The organism is Aeromonas sp. 160P (genome assembly GCF_055193095.1).
In genome coordinates this window covers 3,338,630-3,356,892 of the sequence record NZ_JBUXKV010000001.1, presented here as the reverse complement: position 1 = coordinate 3,356,892, position 18,263 = coordinate 3,338,630, and the positions used below count along the sequence as shown (strand labels likewise).

General features: G+C 56.9%; 12 protein-coding genes. 9 read left to right on the top strand and 3 right to left on the bottom strand.

The features are described from left to right. The first annotated feature begins 35 nt into the window (after positions 1–35). The 3 genes from ACY8FN_RS15615 (at position 36) to ACY8FN_RS15605 (ending at position 6,491) form a co-directional block, all read left to right on the top strand. Positions 36–2,840 (top strand): hybrid sensor histidine kinase/response regulator, encoded by a 2,805-nt coding sequence (locus ACY8FN_RS15615; protein ID WP_463100528.1) that lies wholly within the window; start codon positions 36–38, stop codon positions 2,838–2,840. A gap of 166 nt (positions 2,841–3,006) precedes the next feature. After that, the gene (locus ACY8FN_RS15610) at positions 3,007–4,743 is read left to right on the top strand and encodes an ABC transporter transmembrane domain-containing protein (RefSeq protein ID WP_463100527.1); all 1,737 of its coding nucleotides are present in this window, start codon (positions 3,007–3,009) and stop codon (positions 4,741–4,743) included. Beyond that, positions 4,740–6,491 (top strand): ABC transporter transmembrane domain-containing protein, encoded by a 1,752-nt coding sequence (locus tag ACY8FN_RS15605; protein WP_463100526.1) that lies wholly within the window; start codon positions 4,740–4,742, stop codon positions 6,489–6,491. Before ACY8FN_RS15610 ends, ACY8FN_RS15605 begins: the two co-directional genes overlap by 4 nt. Before the next feature lie 118 nt (positions 6,492–6,609). Here the strand turns inward: ACY8FN_RS15605 and ACY8FN_RS15600 are convergent, their stop codons facing one another. Continuing rightward, positions 6,610–8,205 (bottom strand): methyl-accepting chemotaxis protein, encoded by a 1,596-nt coding sequence (locus tag ACY8FN_RS15600; RefSeq protein ID WP_463100525.1) that lies wholly within the window; start codon positions 8,203–8,205, stop codon positions 6,610–6,612. Positions 8,206–8,459: 254 nt separating this feature from the next. Here ACY8FN_RS15600 and hutW point away from each other — a divergent pair, with 254 nt between their 5' ends. Continuing rightward, positions 8,460–9,821 carry a heme anaerobic degradation radical SAM methyltransferase ChuW/HutW gene (hutW, locus tag ACY8FN_RS15595; RefSeq protein WP_463100524.1) on the top strand — a complete coding sequence of 454 codons (1,362 nt, stop codon included), beginning with the start codon at positions 8,460–8,462 and terminating at the stop codon, positions 9,819–9,821. A 100-nt stretch (positions 9,822–9,921) separates the two neighbouring features. Here hutW and ACY8FN_RS15590 read toward each other — a convergent pair whose 3' ends face one another. Together ACY8FN_RS15590 and ACY8FN_RS15585 are read right to left on the bottom strand one after the other, a co-directional pair. Then, entirely contained in the window at positions 9,922–11,307 is a 1,386-nt protein-coding gene (locus ACY8FN_RS15590; protein WP_042019238.1) for a DEAD/DEAH box helicase, read from the bottom strand. 179 nt (positions 11,308–11,486) lie between these two features. Beyond that, positions 11,487–11,963 carry a glutathione peroxidase gene (locus ACY8FN_RS15585; protein WP_463100523.1) on the bottom strand — a complete coding sequence of 159 codons (477 nt, stop codon included), beginning with the start codon at positions 11,961–11,963 and terminating at the stop codon, positions 11,487–11,489. Between the two features lie 304 nt (positions 11,964–12,267). Between ACY8FN_RS15585 and ACY8FN_RS15580 the strand changes: the two genes are divergently transcribed. The 5 genes from ACY8FN_RS15580 (at position 12,268) to ACY8FN_RS15560 (ending at position 18,258) form a co-directional block, all read left to right on the top strand. After that, positions 12,268–12,876 (top strand): 2OG-Fe(II) oxygenase, encoded by a 609-nt coding sequence (locus tag ACY8FN_RS15580; RefSeq protein ID WP_463100522.1) that lies wholly within the window; start codon positions 12,268–12,270, stop codon positions 12,874–12,876. A gap of 204 nt (positions 12,877–13,080) precedes the next feature. Continuing rightward, complete coding sequence (locus tag ACY8FN_RS15575; protein ID WP_463100521.1) at positions 13,081–14,070, top strand: D-alanine--D-alanine ligase; 990 nt, start codon at positions 13,081–13,083, stop codon at positions 14,068–14,070. A 491-nt stretch (positions 14,071–14,561) separates the two neighbouring features. Beyond that, on the top strand, positions 14,562–15,338 hold the full coding sequence (locus tag ACY8FN_RS15570; RefSeq protein WP_463100520.1) for an FRG domain-containing protein: 777 nt from the start codon (positions 14,562–14,564) through the stop codon (positions 15,336–15,338). Positions 15,339–15,900: 562 nt separating this feature from the next. Continuing rightward, the gene (locus ACY8FN_RS15565) at positions 15,901–17,316 is read left to right on the top strand and encodes a leucine-rich repeat-containing protein kinase family protein (protein ID WP_463100519.1); all 1,416 of its coding nucleotides are present in this window, start codon (positions 15,901–15,903) and stop codon (positions 17,314–17,316) included. 294 nt (positions 17,317–17,610) lie between these two features. Then, positions 17,611–18,258: a thiopurine S-methyltransferase gene (locus tag ACY8FN_RS15560; RefSeq protein WP_463100518.1), complete on the top strand. Its 648-nt coding sequence runs from the start codon at positions 17,611–17,613 to the stop codon at positions 18,256–18,258. Positions 18,259–18,263: the final 5 nt, after the last annotated feature.

Sequence of the window (18,263 nt, the reverse complement as noted above, 5' to 3'; positions counted from 1 at the left end):
TAATTCAGCGACCACCAGATGAGAGTCGAGACGGGATGAAAAAAGGATCACGGAAGAACCGTGTTGTGGCAGTGCTGATCACAGCCGTATTGCTCGCTTTTTCAGGTTACTGCTGGCAGTTGCTCAGTCAACAACAGCAGGTGAAGGAGCTCAATAGCACGGCAGAAGTGGTGCTAAACAGGATCAACGCCGATACCGTCTATCTGCTTGGGCGGGAGCAGGCCAACGACAGTAATATCCAGCAGCGCCTCAGCCAGTTATCCATCATCCTTGACGGTTTTGTTCGCCACATCCGCAGCGATCCTGCCGCTGAGCAAGACCCTCTGTCGCAAGCGCTGCTGGCAGATATGGATGTTTATCTGATGGAGTTGGCCAAGCTCCACGCCATGGAGATGGCCATTGAATATCTCGAGTCGCCACTGCAGGCCCAGGCGCTCAAAATGCGCGAGATCACTCAGGCAGACAGCGCACTACAGCGCGATGTCGCTGAGCTGGTACAGCTGACCAACTATTTGCAGCGTAGCTGGGATAAAAATGAACAACAGCAGCTGGCGCTGCTGCAACAACAGCTGCAATCCCGTTATGGTAGTGAGCCGGGGGTTATCGCGCTGATCCGCCTGAGCAAGGACATGAGCCAGCAGGTGGTCGCGTATCACACCCTACGTTATCGACTCATCGATATGCATGTGGTTGACACGCTTATCAGCTGGAAGACCGACAAGCTGGAGCGCGCCACTGCCTTGATGAATCGCTTCTATCTGATGGTGTTGGGTGGCGCGTTAATCTGCTTTGGTCTGGTCGCTTATACCCTGTGGCGCCGTAATCATAAGCTGAGTGAATTGTCGCGCCATACCGGCTTGCTGGCCCAGGCCAAGAGCGATTTTCTGGCCAATATGAGCCACGAGATCCGCACCCCCATGAACGCCATCATTGGCTTCAGTTCGCTGGCACTGCAGACCGAACTGGATCAGCAGCAACGGGACTATCTGGGCAAGATCAAATCCTCCTCTGACACCTTGCTGCTGCTTATCAACGACATCCTTGATCTGACCAAGGTGGAGTCCGGCAAGCTGACCCTCGAAGAGATTGACTTCGATCTCAGCGAGCAGCTCGATTCTCTGGCGGGCATGTTTGCCGATCTGGCCGAGCGCAAACATGTGGAGGTGATCATTCGCAAGTCGCCGGAGGTGCCGGTTTTCTTGCGTGGGGATCCCCTGCGGCTGGGACAGGTACTGGTCAACCTTGTTAACAATGCCATCAAGTTTACCGAGCGTGGTGAGGTCGAAGTCTCCATCCAGCTGGTCAATGCCCATCCGATGAGGGTCAGCTTCAGTGTGCGGGATACCGGAATTGGTATTGCCGAGGAGAAACAGACTCAGCTGTTTCAGGCGTTTACCCAGCTGGAGGCGGGCAATACCCGTAAATATGGCGGTTCTGGTTTGGGGCTCAATATTTCCCAGCGGCTGGTGGAACTGATGGGGGGAAAAATCACCGTACAGAGCAAATCCGGCGTTGGTTCGCGGTTTCAGTTTGATATTCCGATGGCCACGGCGGCGTATGGTGTATCCGGGCACCGGGTATTCTTTGAGCACCAGCCGCTAGTGATGGTGATGGATGACAATGAGCTGGTATTGGATCTCGCCCGTGACATCCTGACCCGTGCCGGAGTGCGGGTATTGTCAGTCAACAGCCTTTCTCGTGCCCGTCAGGTGCTATGGGAAGAGGGGCAAAACCTGCGTCTGGCGATTCTCGACTGGCGCATGGGCCAGGAAGACGGGCTCGATCTGGCACTGGAGATGTATCAGCATAGCCTGTGGCGGCAGATCCCTATCCTGATGATCAGTGCCTGGGCCAAGGAGGGGTTGCACACCAGAATGGACAGTATGGGGTTGACCCATTTTTTGTCCAAACCGATGACCGAAAACGGGTTATTGGCCAAGGTGGATGAGGTGCTCAACGGCAGCTCCTACGATCAGCATCTGCGCAAGGCGGAGGTGCAGGGCGATCAACAGCATTTTAAATCCTTGTTGCAAGGCACCCGGGTGTTGCTGGCCGAAGATAATCGGGTCAATCAACAGCTGATCATGGAGTATCTGCGTCGGGTTGATGCAACGGTCTGTGTGGTGAGTAATGGTCGGGAAGCGGTAGAGCGGGTTGCTGAGCAACCTTTTGATGTGATCCTGATGGATCTGCAGATGCCGGTGCTGGATGGTCTCGATGCCACCCGCCAGATCCGCAAAATGGTCGACAAGCACGATGTGCCCATTATTGCCCTCACCGCCAGCGCTATGCCTGGCGATAAGGATCGTTGTCTGGGCGTTGGGATGAATGGCTATGTCACCAAACCGGTCAGCAAGCTGGAACTCTATAACAACTTGCTACAGTGGGTAAAACCGCAGGACTTTGCACGCAGTGGACTGGTGGAGGTCAGGCCACCCGATCAGATGGATATCCTCGATTTGCAGGAGGCCCTCAAACGGTTGGAGCAGGACAAGGAGGCGTTGCAGATCCTGTTCAAGTTGTTCATGTCGGAGCACAAGGACGATCTGTGGGAGATCCGCTCCGCCTTGCGTTGTCAGCAACCCGAGCTGGCCAGCAAGTTGTTACATACCCTCAAGGGGGTGTCGGCCAATATCTCGGCGGTTCGCTTGCAGATGGTCAGCGGAGATCTGGAGTGGCGTTTAAGGCAAAAAGAGGTGCTGAACGAGGTGGATCTGGCGCAGTTGCAATACGTTTTCAGTCAGACGCGGGAAGAGGTGTCACACTTTTTGCTCACAGGTGAGCAGCATGATAATTCGCACAATCCCTATTCATCAGGGGATGATCACATGTCACAGTGAATTAAATAGTAATTATTCTCAACCATGCAGGTTCAGGATATGATGAGCTTTCGTTTTAATCGCCTCCAGTTGGAGGCGATTGTTTTCATTTTTCTCAGTTTGCGTGGCTTGCCTGGTGGCTGCTCTGACGAGTGGTCACCGACAGATAACGCTAAAGGTTGGTGGTGTGAGCGTTTTTTTACGATTGAGCTGGTTTTTCAAGGAGCAGTGGCCTCGCTATCTGGCCGCCATCTCTCTGCTGTTGATGGTGGCCCTGTTGACGGTGATCCCGCCTAAAGTGGTGGGCTGGGTGGTGGATGGCATCACCAGGGGAGAACTCGATAATGGCACCTTGATGCGTTATCTGGCGGGGCTGTTTGGTCTCGGTCTGCTGATTTATCTGTTGCGTTACGTCTGGCGGGTGATGCTGTTTGGCGCCTCATACCGGCTGGCCTATGTTTTGCGTAATCGGCTGTTCAGCCATTTCACCCGCATGAGCCCCGATTTTTATCAGCGCCACCGTACCGGCGATCTGATGGCCCATGCCACCAACGACATTCAGGCGGTCGAGATGACCGCCGGCGAAGGGGTGCTGACACTGGTGGACTCCATCATGGTCGGGGTGCTGGTGCTCTCCATCATGTGCAGCCAGTACTCCTGGCAATTGACACTGATCTCGTTGTTACCGCTGCCGGTGATGGCCTATTTCATGAACCGTTTCGGCACTCAGATCTACACCCAGTTCAAGGCGGCGCAGGGGACGTTCTCCAAGCTCAACAACAAGACCCAGGAAGCCCTTTCCGGCGTGCGGGTGCTCAAATCCTATGCGGTCGAGTCCCTTGAAGATGAAGGCTTTGCCGAGCTGACAAGACAGGCCGGGGATCGCAACATGGCGGTAGCCCGTATCGATGCCAAGTTTGATCCGGTTATCTATCTCTGTATCGGTTGCTCTTACTTTCTTGCGGTGGCGGGGGGGAGTGCGCTGGTATTGCAAGATGAACTGACCCTGGGGCAGCTCACCAGCTTTACCATGTATCTTGGCCAGCTGATTTGGCCGATGTTTGCCATCGCCTGGTTGTTCAACATCATCGAACGGGGCAGCGCTGCCTATTCCCGAATCGAGAGCCTGCTTGGCGAACGCAGCGACATTGAAGAACCAGCTCATCCCACGGCGTTTATTGCAGCGTTTCCCCTTCATGTCGAGGCGGTGAGCTATCGGCTGGAGCAACGTACCCTGCTGCAGGATGTGGATTTTACCCTGCAACGCAACGGTATGCTCGGGGTGGTGGGACGCACCGGTGCTGGCAAGAGCACCTTGCTCAAGCTGTTGATGCGCCTTGCCAATCCCACTGCAGGCCAGATAGTGATGGGCGGCGTGACCATTGAGCAGCTGTCGCTGGGGGCATTGCGGAGCCAGTTTGCCTATGTGCCGCAAGAGCCGTTCCTGTTTTCAACCACCATTGCGGCTAACATCGCTCTTGGCAAACCACAGGCCAGTCGTGAGGAGATCGAGCGGGTGGCGCGTATCGCCTGTGTCCACGATGATATTGTGCGTTTCCCCAAGGGGTATGAGACCGAGGTGGGTGAAAAGGGCGTCACCCTCTCCGGTGGCCAAAAACAGCGGCTTGCCATTGCCCGCGCCCTGCTGCTGGAGGCACCGATCCTGGTACTTGATGATGCGCTGTCGGCGGTAGATGCCCATACAGAGCAGCAGATCCTCCATGCGCTCAAGGCCCATGATCGCACTCTGATCCTGATCAGCCACCGGATGACGGCGGTGGAACAGGCCGACGAGATATTGGTATTGGAGCAGGGGGTGATCAGTGAGCGGGGTAGTCATCAGGAGCTGATGGCACACGATGGCTGGTATGCTGACATGGTGCGCTACCAGCGTCTGGAACAAGACGTGGAGGAGAGCCTGTGAACCCGACTATCAAACGGCTGCTAGGGTACTGTGCCCGTTATCCGCGTTGGCTGATCCAAGCTGGCATCTGCCTGTTACTGGCGACGGGTGCTGAAGTGGCAGGGCCACTGCTGATCAAGACCTTCATCGATGACTATCTGGCACCGCGCAATATCGTGTGGCCTGCCATCGGTGCGATTGCTGCCGGGTATCTGGCCTTGCAGGTACTCTCTGCGGCGGGTTTTTATTTGCAATCACTGCGCTTTAACCGCATCGCCCAGGCGGTGGTGCAGACCTTGCGTGAGCAGGTGTTTGCTACCGCCATCCGGTTGCCGGTTCGCTATTTTGACCAGCATCGTTCGGGCTCCCTCATCTCCCGGATCACCAATGACACTGAAGCCATCATGAACCTCTATGTGCAGGTGATCGGGATGCTGGTGCAAAAGGTGGTGCTGCTGTGCGGCATTCTCATCTCGATGGCATTGCTGGATCTGCGCTTGATGCTGGTCTGTGCGACCTTGCTGCCTGCGGTAATGGCTGTGATGTGGCTTTATCAGAAGTTGAGTGTACCGGTGGTACGAGTGACCCGCAGTTTGCTGTCCGATATCAACAGTCGCCTTAACGAGTCGCTGCAGGGAATGCCAGTGATCCAGGCGATGGTACAAGAACATCATTTCGCCAACGCCTTTGCCGAGGTTAACCAGCAACACTGGTCGGCCCGGCTCAAGAGTCTCAAGATCAATGGCATCTTGCTGCGCCCGCTGATCGACATGTTTTACATGATGGTGCTGATCGGTTTGCTGGCGTTGTTTGCCAAAGAGGGATTAAGTGCAGAGGGGGCCATTCAGGTGGGGGTGCTCTATGCCTTTATCAGCTATCTGGGGCGGATGATCGAACCCTTGATCGAGATGACCAACCAGCTCAACCAGCTGCAGCAGGCGATGGTGGCGGGGGAGCGGGTGTTTGCCCTGCTTGATGAGCCGCGTGAAAGTACCGATGGCGCGCACCAGGATCTGCAAGGACGGGTCTGCTTTGATAAGGTGACTTTCTCCTATGATGGCCAGCAACAGGTGCTGCGACAGGTGAGTTTTGCTGCGCGACCCGGTCAGATGTTGGCGCTGGTAGGCCATACCGGCAGCGGCAAGTCCACCATCATCAGTCTGCTGATGGGCTTCTATCCGCTAGACCAAGGAGCAATCCGTTTTGATGATCACTCGCTAGAGACGCTGTCGCTGGCGGCGGTGCGTCGCACGATCGGGCTGGTGCAGCAGGATCCCTTTATCTTCGTCGGCACTTTGGCAGAAAACCTGCGCCTTGGCCGCGCTGGCATCGATGAGGGGCGGCTTTGGCAAGCACTGACCGAGGTACAGCTGGCCGAGTTTGTGCGCAGCCTGCCAGAGGGGATCAACACCCTGATGGAGGAGGGGGGCAAGAACCTCTCCGCCGGTCAGCGTCAGCTGCTCTCGTTCGCCCGCGCGCTGGTGGGGGATCCGCGCATCCTCATTCTGGACGAAGCAACCGCCAGTGTGGACTCCCAGACCGAGCTGGCGCTGTCGCAGGCGATCTCTGCGGCGCGTCGTGGCCGCACCACCATCGCCATCGCTCACCGACTTTCCACCATTGTCGATGCAGACGAGATCCTGCTGCTCTCCCGCGGTCAGGTGAACGAGCGGGGCAGCCACGGTGAACTGATGGCCCTCGGCGGTCATTATGCCCAGCTGTTCGAGATGCAGAGCCAGGGGGCATGGCTTGAGGAAAAACGGGCTTAAGCCGCCAACATGGTTGATGAGTGATCCCACATAGCGTCAACATGTGATCGGTCAATTTGATAAGTGAAAAATCCGATACCTGTACAGGCATCGGATTTTTTTTGCTGAGCCACAGCGATCACCAACGGTAGGTTTTAAGCAGCGCCTCCAGTTTCTGGCACTGCTCTACCAGCTGGATGCTGGCGAGGTTGGCGGCGTGGGCCTGACCCAGAGTGTCGTTGGAGGTGTTGCGAATATCGCTCACCGAGCTGTCTACCTCATGGCAGACCCGATCCTGCTCTTCGGCCGACTGGGCCATCTGGGCGTTGAGGTCGTTGATACTGGCGATGCGTTCGATGATGTTCTGCATGGCCGCCAGGGTCGCTTCGGTCTTGCTGATGCTCTCACCGGCCTTGCTTTTTGCATCCCCGATCACCGTAACTGCGCTCTGGGCCTCTTTTTGCAGGGCGGCGATCATCTGGGAGATCTCTTCGCTGGCGGCGCGGCTGCGGTTGGATAGGGCTCGTACTTCATCGGCCACCACCGCAAAGCCGCGTCCCTGTTCGCCCGCCCGGGCCGCTTCAATGGCGGCGTTCAGCGCCAGCAGGTTGGTCTGATCGGCTATCCCCTTGATCACTTCCAGCACACTGTCAACGGCGAGGCAGCGACTGTCGAGCTGCTGGATCACCTGATCCACCCGATCAATTTCGGCCGACATTTCGTCCATATCGGTGATGGAGTGCTGGGCGAGGCGGCTGGTGTTGGCGGCATCCTGATTGGTGAGGGCGGAGAGCTCGGCGCTGCGGCGGGCGTGTTCGCGCACTTCGTGAGAGCTGGCGGCCAGTTCGCTCACAGCTGCGGCGACCTGAGTGGTCATCCCCTCTTGCTGGCTGGCCGAATTTTCGGTCTGGGTCGCGATCTGACGGATCTGGTTCGACTCCTGATAGAGCTGGTGGGTGGCGCCTTCCACCTCCTGCAGGCTGTGGCGAAATCCCTGCACCATGTCATTGACGGCGCGGGTCATCTGGCCCAGTTCATCCCGGCTGTGATTGACCAGGGGGAGGGCCAGGTCACGCTCTTTGGCCATCTGGATCATGGTGAGTTGCAACTGACGCAGCGGGCGTTTTACGTAGCGTTGTAACACCCACCAGAGCAGGCCGAAGCCGAGGCTGAAGACGGCGGCCAGGCTGCCGCTGAGGATCAGGTTGTTGTGGCGGATCTCGCCGAAGGTGTGGCTGAGGTCATAACTGATCCGCACCGCCCCCATCACTGTCCCCTCATTGACCTGATGGCAACTGGTGCATTGGGTGCCGCGATACTCCTTGTAGGCTTTGAACGGCTTGATCAGGGTGAGCTGGTTGCCCTGTTGCTGGAGGATGGTTTCTCCCTGAGTGATGGCTCGTTCATCCAGTGCATCTTGCGCTTTTTGATCAGAGTGACCCGGGCCAAACAGGTTGCTGACCGCGGGGGCACGGATCAGCCGCGCCTCGACAATACCAGCCTCGCTCTTGAGCTTGGTCTGCACTATCTGCCGGTTGGCCATGCCACCGGTCATCATCAGCACGTTGAGCTGATCCATGTAGGTGTTGGCCGCGCTCTCGACTTTCTCTCCCGCCAGCCGGATGGCGAGATCCCGTTGCAGCCAAGCGGAGAGTTCGAAGCAGAGGCCAAAGGTGGTGCTGATGACCAGCGCAAGAGGGAGGAATATCTTCCAGTTCAAGGAGAGGTTATGCATCTTGGGCAAGTTCCATGCGCTTGGTGTTGTTATGTGATCCCGTATCATCTTGATCGTAGACGAAGAAACGGCGGGAGATGGTTCTCTATCGGCACACAATAACCGCTCTTGAGTAAATAATCTGTTAAGAAGATCGGTAATGCAGGTTGCCAAAATACCCTCCGGCAGTGGCGCGGCTCCTCGGGTTGATCCAGAACAAATCACCAGTAACGATAATCGTTATCATTGTCATTATTTGCTGAATAGTGACCATCATGAATCTGACCCCCTCAATGACCGGCATTGCCTCACCGGACCCCCTTAAATTTGCCTTTAGCGCCAAGACCTCGGCTCACGCCAGTCGGGGAGGGATGCGCCCCTTCCCGCTGGATGAGGCTGGTTGGCAGGGCTGGTGGCAGCGAGAAAGCGATGCGCAAGAGCGAGCCCTCTATATCCACATTCCGTTTTGCCGTAAGCGTTGCAGCTTCTGCAATTTTTTTGAAAATGGCGCCAATCCGGCGCGGATCAACCGCTACATCAATGCGCTCTGCGGGTCGCTGGCTCAGGCAGCAGAGACGCCATTGGTGCAGAGCATGACTTTTTCGGCGGTGTATGTAGGAGGCGGCACGCCGACGGATATGAGCGCCGACGAGCTGGCGATGCTGGCCGAGGTGATCCGCCGTTTTCCGCTGGCGGCCGATGCCGAGGTGACGCTGGAGGGGCGGCTCAACGGTTTTGATGATGAAAAATGGCAGACGGCACTGGCGGGTGGCTTCAACCGCTTCTCGTTCGGGGTACAGAGCTTTGATACCCAAGTGCGCCAGCAGGCGGCCCGCTTCGATGACAGGGATACCCTGCTGACCCGTCTTGGCGAGTTGACCCGGGATGATGCGGCGGTGATCGTGGCAGACCTCATCTTCGGTCTGCCCGGTCAGGATGATACCGTGTGGCAGCAGGATATCCGCGATGTGATGGCGAGCGGGGTGCACGGGGTCGATCTCTACCAGTTGATCGCCATGCAGGGCACCAATCTGGATAGGGCGCAGGAGAAGGGCACATTGGGTTGGATAGCCGACGGCCAGCAGCGAGCGGCCATGTATGCCTATGGCGGAGCGCAACTGGAAGCCCACGGCTGGGAGCGCCTATCGTGCAGCCACTGGCGGCGCAGCCAGGCCGAACAGAGCCGTTATAACCAGATGGCCAAGCGCGGCGCCGAGATCCTCCCCTTTGGCGCTGGCGCAGGGGGCAGTGTTCATGGTCATGGCCTGATGTATGGCCGGGATCTGGCCCCTTGGCACGACGCGCTGGCTAACGGCAAGCGGGCGCCCGGCATGGTGATGGGGCGCAATCCCAATGGGCGGATGGATGGTGTGCTTAGAGGAGCCCTCGATAGTGGTGTGCTGGCGCTGGATCGTCTGCCTGCGCCTTTGCTGACTCATCTTATGCCGCTCTTTGCCGCCTGGCAGCAGCACGGGCTGGCCGAGATAGAGAGCGCACGACTGCAACTCACCCTCGCTGGCCGCTTCTGGAACGTCAATATGCAGGCTGGCTTGTTCGAGTTCTTGCAGCTCAATCCGCGCGATGGTTCAGCGCCGCCTCACCATGGCACCGCCGCTGTGGGTCATTCACTGGTCTGATCCTGAGCTGAACAGCTGAGTGCAACTGCCAACGTTTATAACGAAAGAGGGAGCCATATTGGCTCCCTCTTGGGGTTAGAGCGGCAGCTCAGGGCGTGAGTTATTCGTCACTGCTGTCCTGATAGCTGTCGCGCATGGTCTTGGGCAGGCGGCGCATCGGGGTAAAGCCGATATCTTCACCGACCACTTCCCGTTTACGGGCTGGTGCCGGTTTTTTGGGGGCATCGCTCTTGGCTTTACCTTTGCCTGCCGCGGGTTTGCCTTTGGCATTGCTCTTGGCGTTGGCATGGCCGCGGTCACGGGGCGGGTTTTGCACCGGCTTGCTACCTGGCAGGGTTTGGCGGCTCACCTTACCGCTGGGCTCGTACCCGGCCATGATCTCCCGTGGCAGAGACTGGCCGATCAGTGCTTCGATGGCTTTGAGTTGATCCAGCTCGTCATGGCTGACCAGCGAGATGGCTTCACCACCACGACCGGCACGGCCAGTTCGGCCGATACGGTGGATATAATCCTCTGCCATTTGCGGCAGTTCGAAGTTGATCACATAGGGCAGTTGATCGATATCGAGGCCGCGGGCGGCGATATCGGTGGCGACCAGCACCCGCACGGCGCCGCTGCGGAAATCAGCCAGTGCCCGGTTGCGGGCGCCCTGGCTCTTGTCACCGTGAATAGCCACGGTATTGAGGCCATCTTTTTGCATCTGCTGGGCGAGGCGATCGGCGATCTGCTTGGTGCGGACAAACACCAGCACCCGCTGCCAGTTGCCACGGCCAATCATATGAGAAAGCATCTCACGACGGCGCTCCCGATCGACTTCGATGATCCGCTGAGTCACCTGTTCGGCGGCGGTATTGCTCGGGTCAACCTCGATCAGGGTGGGCTCTTTGAGCAAGTCATCGGCCAGCGCCTTGATCTCGTTGGAGAAAGTGGCAGAGAACAGCAGGGTTTGCCGCTCGGCAGGCAGTGCCTTCATGATCCGGCGAATGTCGACGATAAAACCCATGTCGAGCATGCGGTCAGCTTCATCCAGTACCAGCACTTCCAGCTGGTTCAGGGTCAGTGCACCTTGAGTCAGCAGGTCGAGCAAGCGGCCCGGGGTGGCGACCAGAATATCGACACCCAGCTTGATGGCATCGAGGTTGGGTTTGATGCTGACGCCACCGTAGGCGATCAGGGTACGAAACGGCAGGTGGTGGGCATATTTGGTGATGCTCTCACCCACCTGGGCGGCCAGTTCGCGAGTCGGAGTGAGCACCAGCGCCCGCACCTGACGGCGGCTACGCCCGTGGTTGACCAGCAGTCGCTGCAACATTGGCAGGGTGAAACCGGCCGTTTTGCCTGTGCCTGTCTGAGCGCCGCCGAGCACATCCTGACCGGCCAGAATGGCCGGAATCGCTTGCTGCTGGATGGGGGTTGGCTGCTCGTAACCCAGCTCCTTGACGGCCCGCAAAATGTGCGGGGACAGACCCAGTTCGTTAAATGACATGTTCGAGAGACACTCCTGAGGTGAGCCTTGGGCTCAATGGGTGATCGGCAGCGTTGCACCAATCACCATCTGGAAAAGATAGTGGGGCCGTAATATAGCAGAAGAGCGGCCTGCACGCAGTAGCTGTCGTGCTGGCCGCCACACAATGGTGTAAATATGGCGAAAACAAGGTTGGGGGATCAGAGCATCTCGCGGATCTGTTCGGTCAGGCTCTCGGGTTTGGCTTGGGGGGCGAATCTGTCCACCACATTGCCATCCTGATCGATCAGAAACTTGGTGAAGTTCCATTTGACGTTTTCCAGCCCCAAAAATCCCGGTTTCTGCTTTTTAAGCCACTGGTAGAAGGGGTGGGCATGTTCGCCGTTGACATCGCACTTGGCCATGATGGGAAAGCTGACCGGATAGTCGAGTGAGCAGAAGCGGGCGATATCCTCCGCATCCCCCGGCTCCTGATTGCCGAACTGGTTGCAGGGGAAGCCCAGGATCACCAATCCCTTGGGCCCAAGCTCCTGATAGAGCGCTTCAAGACCGGTGTATTGCGGGCTAAATCCACAGCGACTGGCCACATTGACCACCAGTATCACCTTGCCCGCCAGCTGAGTCAGCGGATAGGGGGTGTCATCCAGTTGTTGCAAAGTCAGATCAGGCAGGGACATGACATTATCCTTTTGTTGGTTGTCAGCATAAGAGCGGGGGAACAGGGCTACTGCTACGGTATCGGTTGGTTCTTGCTGCGGCAAGGCTCGCCGGTGATGGCACCTGCTCATTGCGGGTAATATCACACTTTCGTCAGCCAATACGGCAAGGGGAGGGGCGGGATCACACTCATCTAGAAAAATCAGATAGCCATCAATGAAATAGCGTATTGATGGCGGGACTTCTCAAGAGAAGCAAACCGGTTTGTACCTTGGCCGGTAAGCCGCTACAAAGCGCCCTCTCTCCACTCATTGTGAGCCTGCCTTGGACTATCAAGCTGTCATGGATGCCATTTACACCCGAGGATGGGTGATTGTGGATGATTTTTTAACCGCCCCCGAAGTGGATGCCCTCAAAGCGTGTCTACCCACCGAATGGCAACCCGCCGGGATCGGCCGTGAGACACTGCATCAAGGCAATGCCGATATTCGCCGTGACCAGATCCACTGGCTGGAGCCGGAGCTCGGTGCCCCTGTGGTCGATTACCTCGCGCGAATGGAGTTGTTGCGGCTCGCCGCCAACCGGATGCTGATGCTGGGGCTGTTCGACTACGAGGCTCACTTTGCGCGCTATCGCAGCGGGGATTTTTACGCCACCCATCGCGATGCCTTTGCCGGTCGCTCCAACCGCCGCTTCACCTCGGTGTTCTACCTCAACAACGACTGGCAGCCCGAGGCCGGTGGCGTGCTCAGGGTGTATGACAACGACGAGCAGTTTCTGATGGATGTCAGCCCTAAAGGAGGGCGATTGGTGCTGTTCCTCTCCGAGGAGTTTCCCCACGAAGTGTTGCCCGCCAATCAACTACGTTACAGCATTGCTGGCTGGTTTCGGGTCAATGGCAATGGTGTGGGGCGGGTAGATCCGCCCCGCTGAGGCGCGGTTTTACCGGTTTTTGACGGCACGGGCGCTTTTCACCGCAAGAAGTAGGGTGATGGGGCTCCCATCAGCTGACAAGGGTTGATCTCCCTTGCTACACTGGCGCGCACTTATGTTCGTATCTGGCTTCGTCCGGTTTTTATGGTGGTTGGCTTATCAAATGGTCATGACGAGGCCGCTTTCCCAAGGGATCACATCTAAATGAAGAACATGCATGTCTTGCTGCTGTGCGGCGGCGGTGGCTCCGAGCACGAAGTCTCTCTGCGTAGCGCCAATTTCCTCGAGCAACAACTCGCTCTCCTGCCCGGCATCGAAGTGACCCGTGTCGAGATGTTCGCCGACCGCTGGCTCAGTGCCGATGGCCGCGAGTGCAAGCTGGGGCTCGACAAGCTGCTTTCGTTTGACAGCGTGGCCCGTCCGGTGGATTACGTGGTGCCCTGCATTCACGGCTACCCGGGTGAGACCGGCGATCTGCAATCCTTCCTCGAACTGGCCGGATTGCCTTATCTCGGTTGCGATGCCGAGGCGAGCAAGATCTGCTTCAACAAGATCAGCACCAAACTGTGGCTCACCGCCATCGGCATTCCCAACACCCCTTACCTGTTCCTGACCGAACAGAGCGACGCGGCCCTCGCCGAGGCGAAAGCTGCGCTGGCCAAGTGGGGCAAGGTCTTTATCAAGGCGGCCTCCCAGGGCTCTTCCGTTGGCTGCTACTCCGCCAGCAACGAAGCAGATCTGGTGAAGGGTATTGCCGATGCCTTCGGTTACTCCGAACAGGTACTGATCGAAAAAGCGGTCAAGCCGCGCGAGCTGGAAGTGGCTGCCTACCAGTATGGTGACGAGCTGATTGCCACCTATCCGGGCGAGATCTGTGTCCCGCAGGACAAGTTCTACACCTATGAAGAGAAGTACAGCAGCGCCAGCCACACCGAAACCAGCCTCACGGCACAAGGGCTGACCCAGGCGCAGGCCGATGCGATCCATGAGTATGCCCTCAAGGCGTTCCGTCAGCTGAAACTGACCCACCTCTCCCGCATCGACTTCTTCCTGACCGACGAAGGGGAGATCCTGCTCAACGAGATCAACACCTTCCCGGGCATGACCTCCATCTCCATGTTCCCGAAACTGCTGGAGCATCACGGTCACAACTTTGCCGACTACCTTGAGCAGATCCTGCGCAAGGCCAGCTAAGTGCGCTCTCCCGTTCGCGGGATGAAGAAGGACCCAATAAAAATCCCCGCCAACCGGCGGGGATTTTTTTATCTGTTGATCACCAGCAGCGTGAACCAGCGTGAGGGGATAAAAGCGGGGAGGGGCAGAGCTTCTAACCGGTTTACCGCCAACCTCACGAATAAGAAAGACGCCCGAGGGGGTCTTTTCCTTAATCTACGATCCGGCATCTCTGATATGCGGTCAGCATTGCTACTTATTGATTAATTTGTTGATCTTGCTCAGGAAACTATCATCATCCTCTTTTGCTTATCTGCCTTGCTCGCTAGGATAGTCGTTTGGAAATGGCCTCTTTGGAGTCATCTATGAGTCAGGCCAGAGAAACAGCGCAGGTAAAAAGCAGAAAACTGGTTCATGCAGGCGGAACGGAGTTATACGGAAGGCTCTGCTATTGGATTGATACAGCCTTCCATCTAATAACTGTTAGGCTTATAAGAAGTACACGAGAAATCATGAAACTAATTAAATCTGATATTTTTGGAAAGGTGAGGCAGCCAGCAAGCTTCGATGATCTAATTAAAGCCATTCATAATGGGCGCCTTGAGAATAGTTCTTTTATAACAAGAATGTGGCGAGGACAAGGCAGTATTGATTGGCCTGTTCATAGCTCGGGTTACAGAAGAGTTCATCCGAACAATGATCGTTGCTTAGCCTCATACGAAGTTCGCTTGCTTAAACAAGCGACACATAATGGCTATAGGTTCCTTGATGGTCGTGAATTGTCTGATATGGAATTACTCGCGCGTCTACAACATCATGGCGCGGCAACTAGATTAGTAGACACTAGTAAAAATGCACTAGTTGCACTTTGGTTCTGTTGCGTTTCGGAACCTAATAAGACAGGTGCCCTAATCGGTATACATACAGATCATTTAGGCGGATATGAAGGTGAGCCAGAAATACGGCCTTATAAAGAGGTGGTTGAAGAGTTGGAAGATATGGACTACCCCATGACTTGGGAGCCACCATCTATAACAAAGCGCATTGCCGCTCAACACTCGCAATTCTTATATAGTTCAGTTAAAAATGACAAGCGTGGAAGTTTGGCGTTACCCAAAGATGATGATATTACTTATATATTCGCCATTCCTCCATCATTGAAAGAAAAGTGCTTAACGATCCTGCAAGAAGCGTATGACATTCGTCATTTGACGTTATTCCCTGACCTAGATGGTTTTGGCCAAGCAAACAGCCATGAGAAATATGAATTTTATAACAACAGGTGGTAGTAAGCCTAACAATCCTATCAAGGAAACGCCAAACAGCGGCGCGAATTATGGGTAGTATTATATTTTAGGTCAAGGAAATATGTCATGAATAACACGGAGGTTAAATTTATAAAGCCATGCTTGTTAAAAATGCAACCGAACGAGATATTACAGTAAGATATTCATTGAATCTATTTAGTGAAGGTAAAATAGCAAAAATTAATCTTGATGATTTATCTTTGCAGAGAATGGAAAAACCACCTCAAATTGCAACAATTGACGATGTGGAAAAAGTAGTGCCGTAGGGTGCAATGAAATTGCACCGCTAATTTGGTCTCTGCTTTCTTGAACAAAAGCCGCCCCGCAAACGGTGCAATGCGCTGCGCTTATTGCACCCTACGTGTTTCGTTAATCCGCTGGGGGGGGGCTGCTGGACGCCATGCCTCGTCAGCAGGCAACAAAAGGGGCGATCTGCGCCCCGAATTCTTTATAATGCTCCCCTTTAAAACCGCCGGACGCAGGTTCGGCGCGCGCTGATGGCTGGCTACGCCATCAGGCAGATCATCAGGATTGAGAAACGGTTATGCATACTCTGGAACAGCTGCGCGCGGGCGAACTGTGCGGTGCCCGCCATCTGAAGCTTTGTGAAAATCTGACGGAGTTCCCCACCGAGATTTTGAGCCTCAAAGAGACGCTGGAGGTGCTGGATCTCACCGGCAATCAGCTCAGCGCGCTCCCTGACGAGCTGGCGGGGTTCAGCAAATTGCGCATCATCTTCTGCTCCGAGAACCGCTTTACCGAGCTGCCAGAGGTGCTGGGGCGCTGCCCGGCATTGACCATGGTGGGCTTCAAGGCCAACCAGATTGCCACCGTCTCGGCCAGGGCGTTGCCTGCGCGGTTGCGCTGGTTGATCCTGACCGACAACGCGGTGGAACAGTTGCCCGATGAATTGGGCCAGTGCGACGCCCTGCAAAAGCTGATGCTGGCGGGCAACCGCCTGCGCGAGCTGCCGGCCAGCCTTGCCAACTGCCGCAATCTGGAGCTGCTGCGTATCGCCGCCAACCGCATTGAGCGCTTCCCCGAGTGGCTGCTGTCGCTGCCGCGCCTTGCCTGGCTCGCCTACTCCGGCAACCCCTTTAGTGAAGGGGAGGAGGCGCGGGCCATCGATGATGCCCATGTCGCGACCCTGGCCTGGGACACTCTGGCGCTGGGCGAGCTGCTGGGGCAGGGGGCATCCGGCGTTATCCATCGCGCCACTATTTTTGATGACATGGTTGGTGACGTGGCTGATGCCAATACCAGTGCCGATAACGCGAGTCAGGCGAGCGACAGAGGCGATGCCAGTCAGGTGGCGGTCAAGCTGTTCAAGGGGGCGGTGACCAGCGATGGGCTGCCCCGCTGCGAGATGGCGGCATCGCTGGCGGCGGGCACTCATCCCAACCTTATCAAGGTGATGGGGAAGGTGGCGGATCACCCCTCCGGCATTGCGGCGCTGGTGATGGAGCTGATCGACCCGGCCTTTGCCAATCTGGCCGGGCCGCCGAGCCTGGACTCCTGCACCCGGGATGTCTATCCCGATGGATTGCGCCTCTGTGTGCCGGATGCGCTGGCGATGGCTCACGGCATTGCCTCGGTAGCGGGTCATCTGCACCGCGCGGGCATCATGCACGGTGATCTCTACGGCCACAATATTCTGTTTGTCCGTGGCCCTGACGCTCCGGCTCGCGCCCTGCTGGGGGATTTTGGCGCGGCCTCTTTGTATGAACGCAACAGCTATGACCGCAGCAACCGCGAGCGGGCGCAGGGCCTTGAGCGACTGGAAGTGCGCGCCTTTGGTTGCCTGCTGGAGGAACTGTTGGCGCATTGCGATACGCAAGGTTCACCGCTCGATGGGCTGCATCAGCTCAAAGCGGCCTGTCTCTCTGAATCCCCTACCGAACGCCCCGATTTTGCTTATATCGACCGTCAGCTGGCGGCCGCTCGCGCCACCCTGTCGTGACCTGTTGGGCGTTGGCAGGCGCTGTTTAGCCTGCCAACGCCATGCCTCTCATTCATTCATCGCCACCCACCCATGACGCATTTGCATGGGGCGGTGGCGCCGTGCCCGTGACAAAAGCGTGATACACGAGCCAATACGGGCCAGTGGCTGCCGCGAGGTCGGCGGCAAGGGGAACTCCGGTCATTCGCCTGATAACACGCTGGGTCTGCGCGGCAAAAAGGGCAGGGCAGAGGGTTGCGCGGTGCCGGTTAAGTTGTGATATTGAGGCATCTTTAGTACAGAAGGGTAATAACGATGGAAGCTGCGTTTTGGCATCAGCGTTGGGAAGAGAACCGGATTGGCTTTCATCAGGCGGACTTCAACCACTGGCTGCAATCCTGGTGGTCGGCCCAGCAAGCGGACGAGCCGGTGCTGGTTCCCCTGTGTGGCAAGTCCCGCGACATGCTCTGGCTCAGTGGTCAGGGTCATCCGATCGACGGTTTCGAGCTATCGACCCTTGCCGTCAGTCAGTTCTTCAGTGAAAACCAGCTCGCCGCTGCCGTGAGCGAAGTTGGCCCTTATCAGTGCCATCAAGTGGACAGCCTGCGCATTTTTCAGGGGGATTTTTTCGCCGCCCCCGAGTTGGGTCGCCGTTACCGGCTGGTCTATGACCGCGCCGCGCTGATCGCCCTGCCGACGGTGATGCGTCGTCAATATGCCGCGCTGATGAGCAAGCTGGTGGAAGCAGGCGGCCAGATCCTGCTGGTGACCCTCGAATATCAGCCGGAGCAGCAGACTCAGCCCCCCTTCTCGGTGGGGGAGATGGAGGTGCGGGCACTGTTCGAGCGCGATTTTCGCATCGAGGTGCTGGGGCGCGCCGCCGAGGTGGATCATCCCAAGGTGCTGGCGGGTCAGCTCTCTTACTTCGATGAGGTGGCGTACCGGCTGGTGCGCCGTGGCTAACGGGC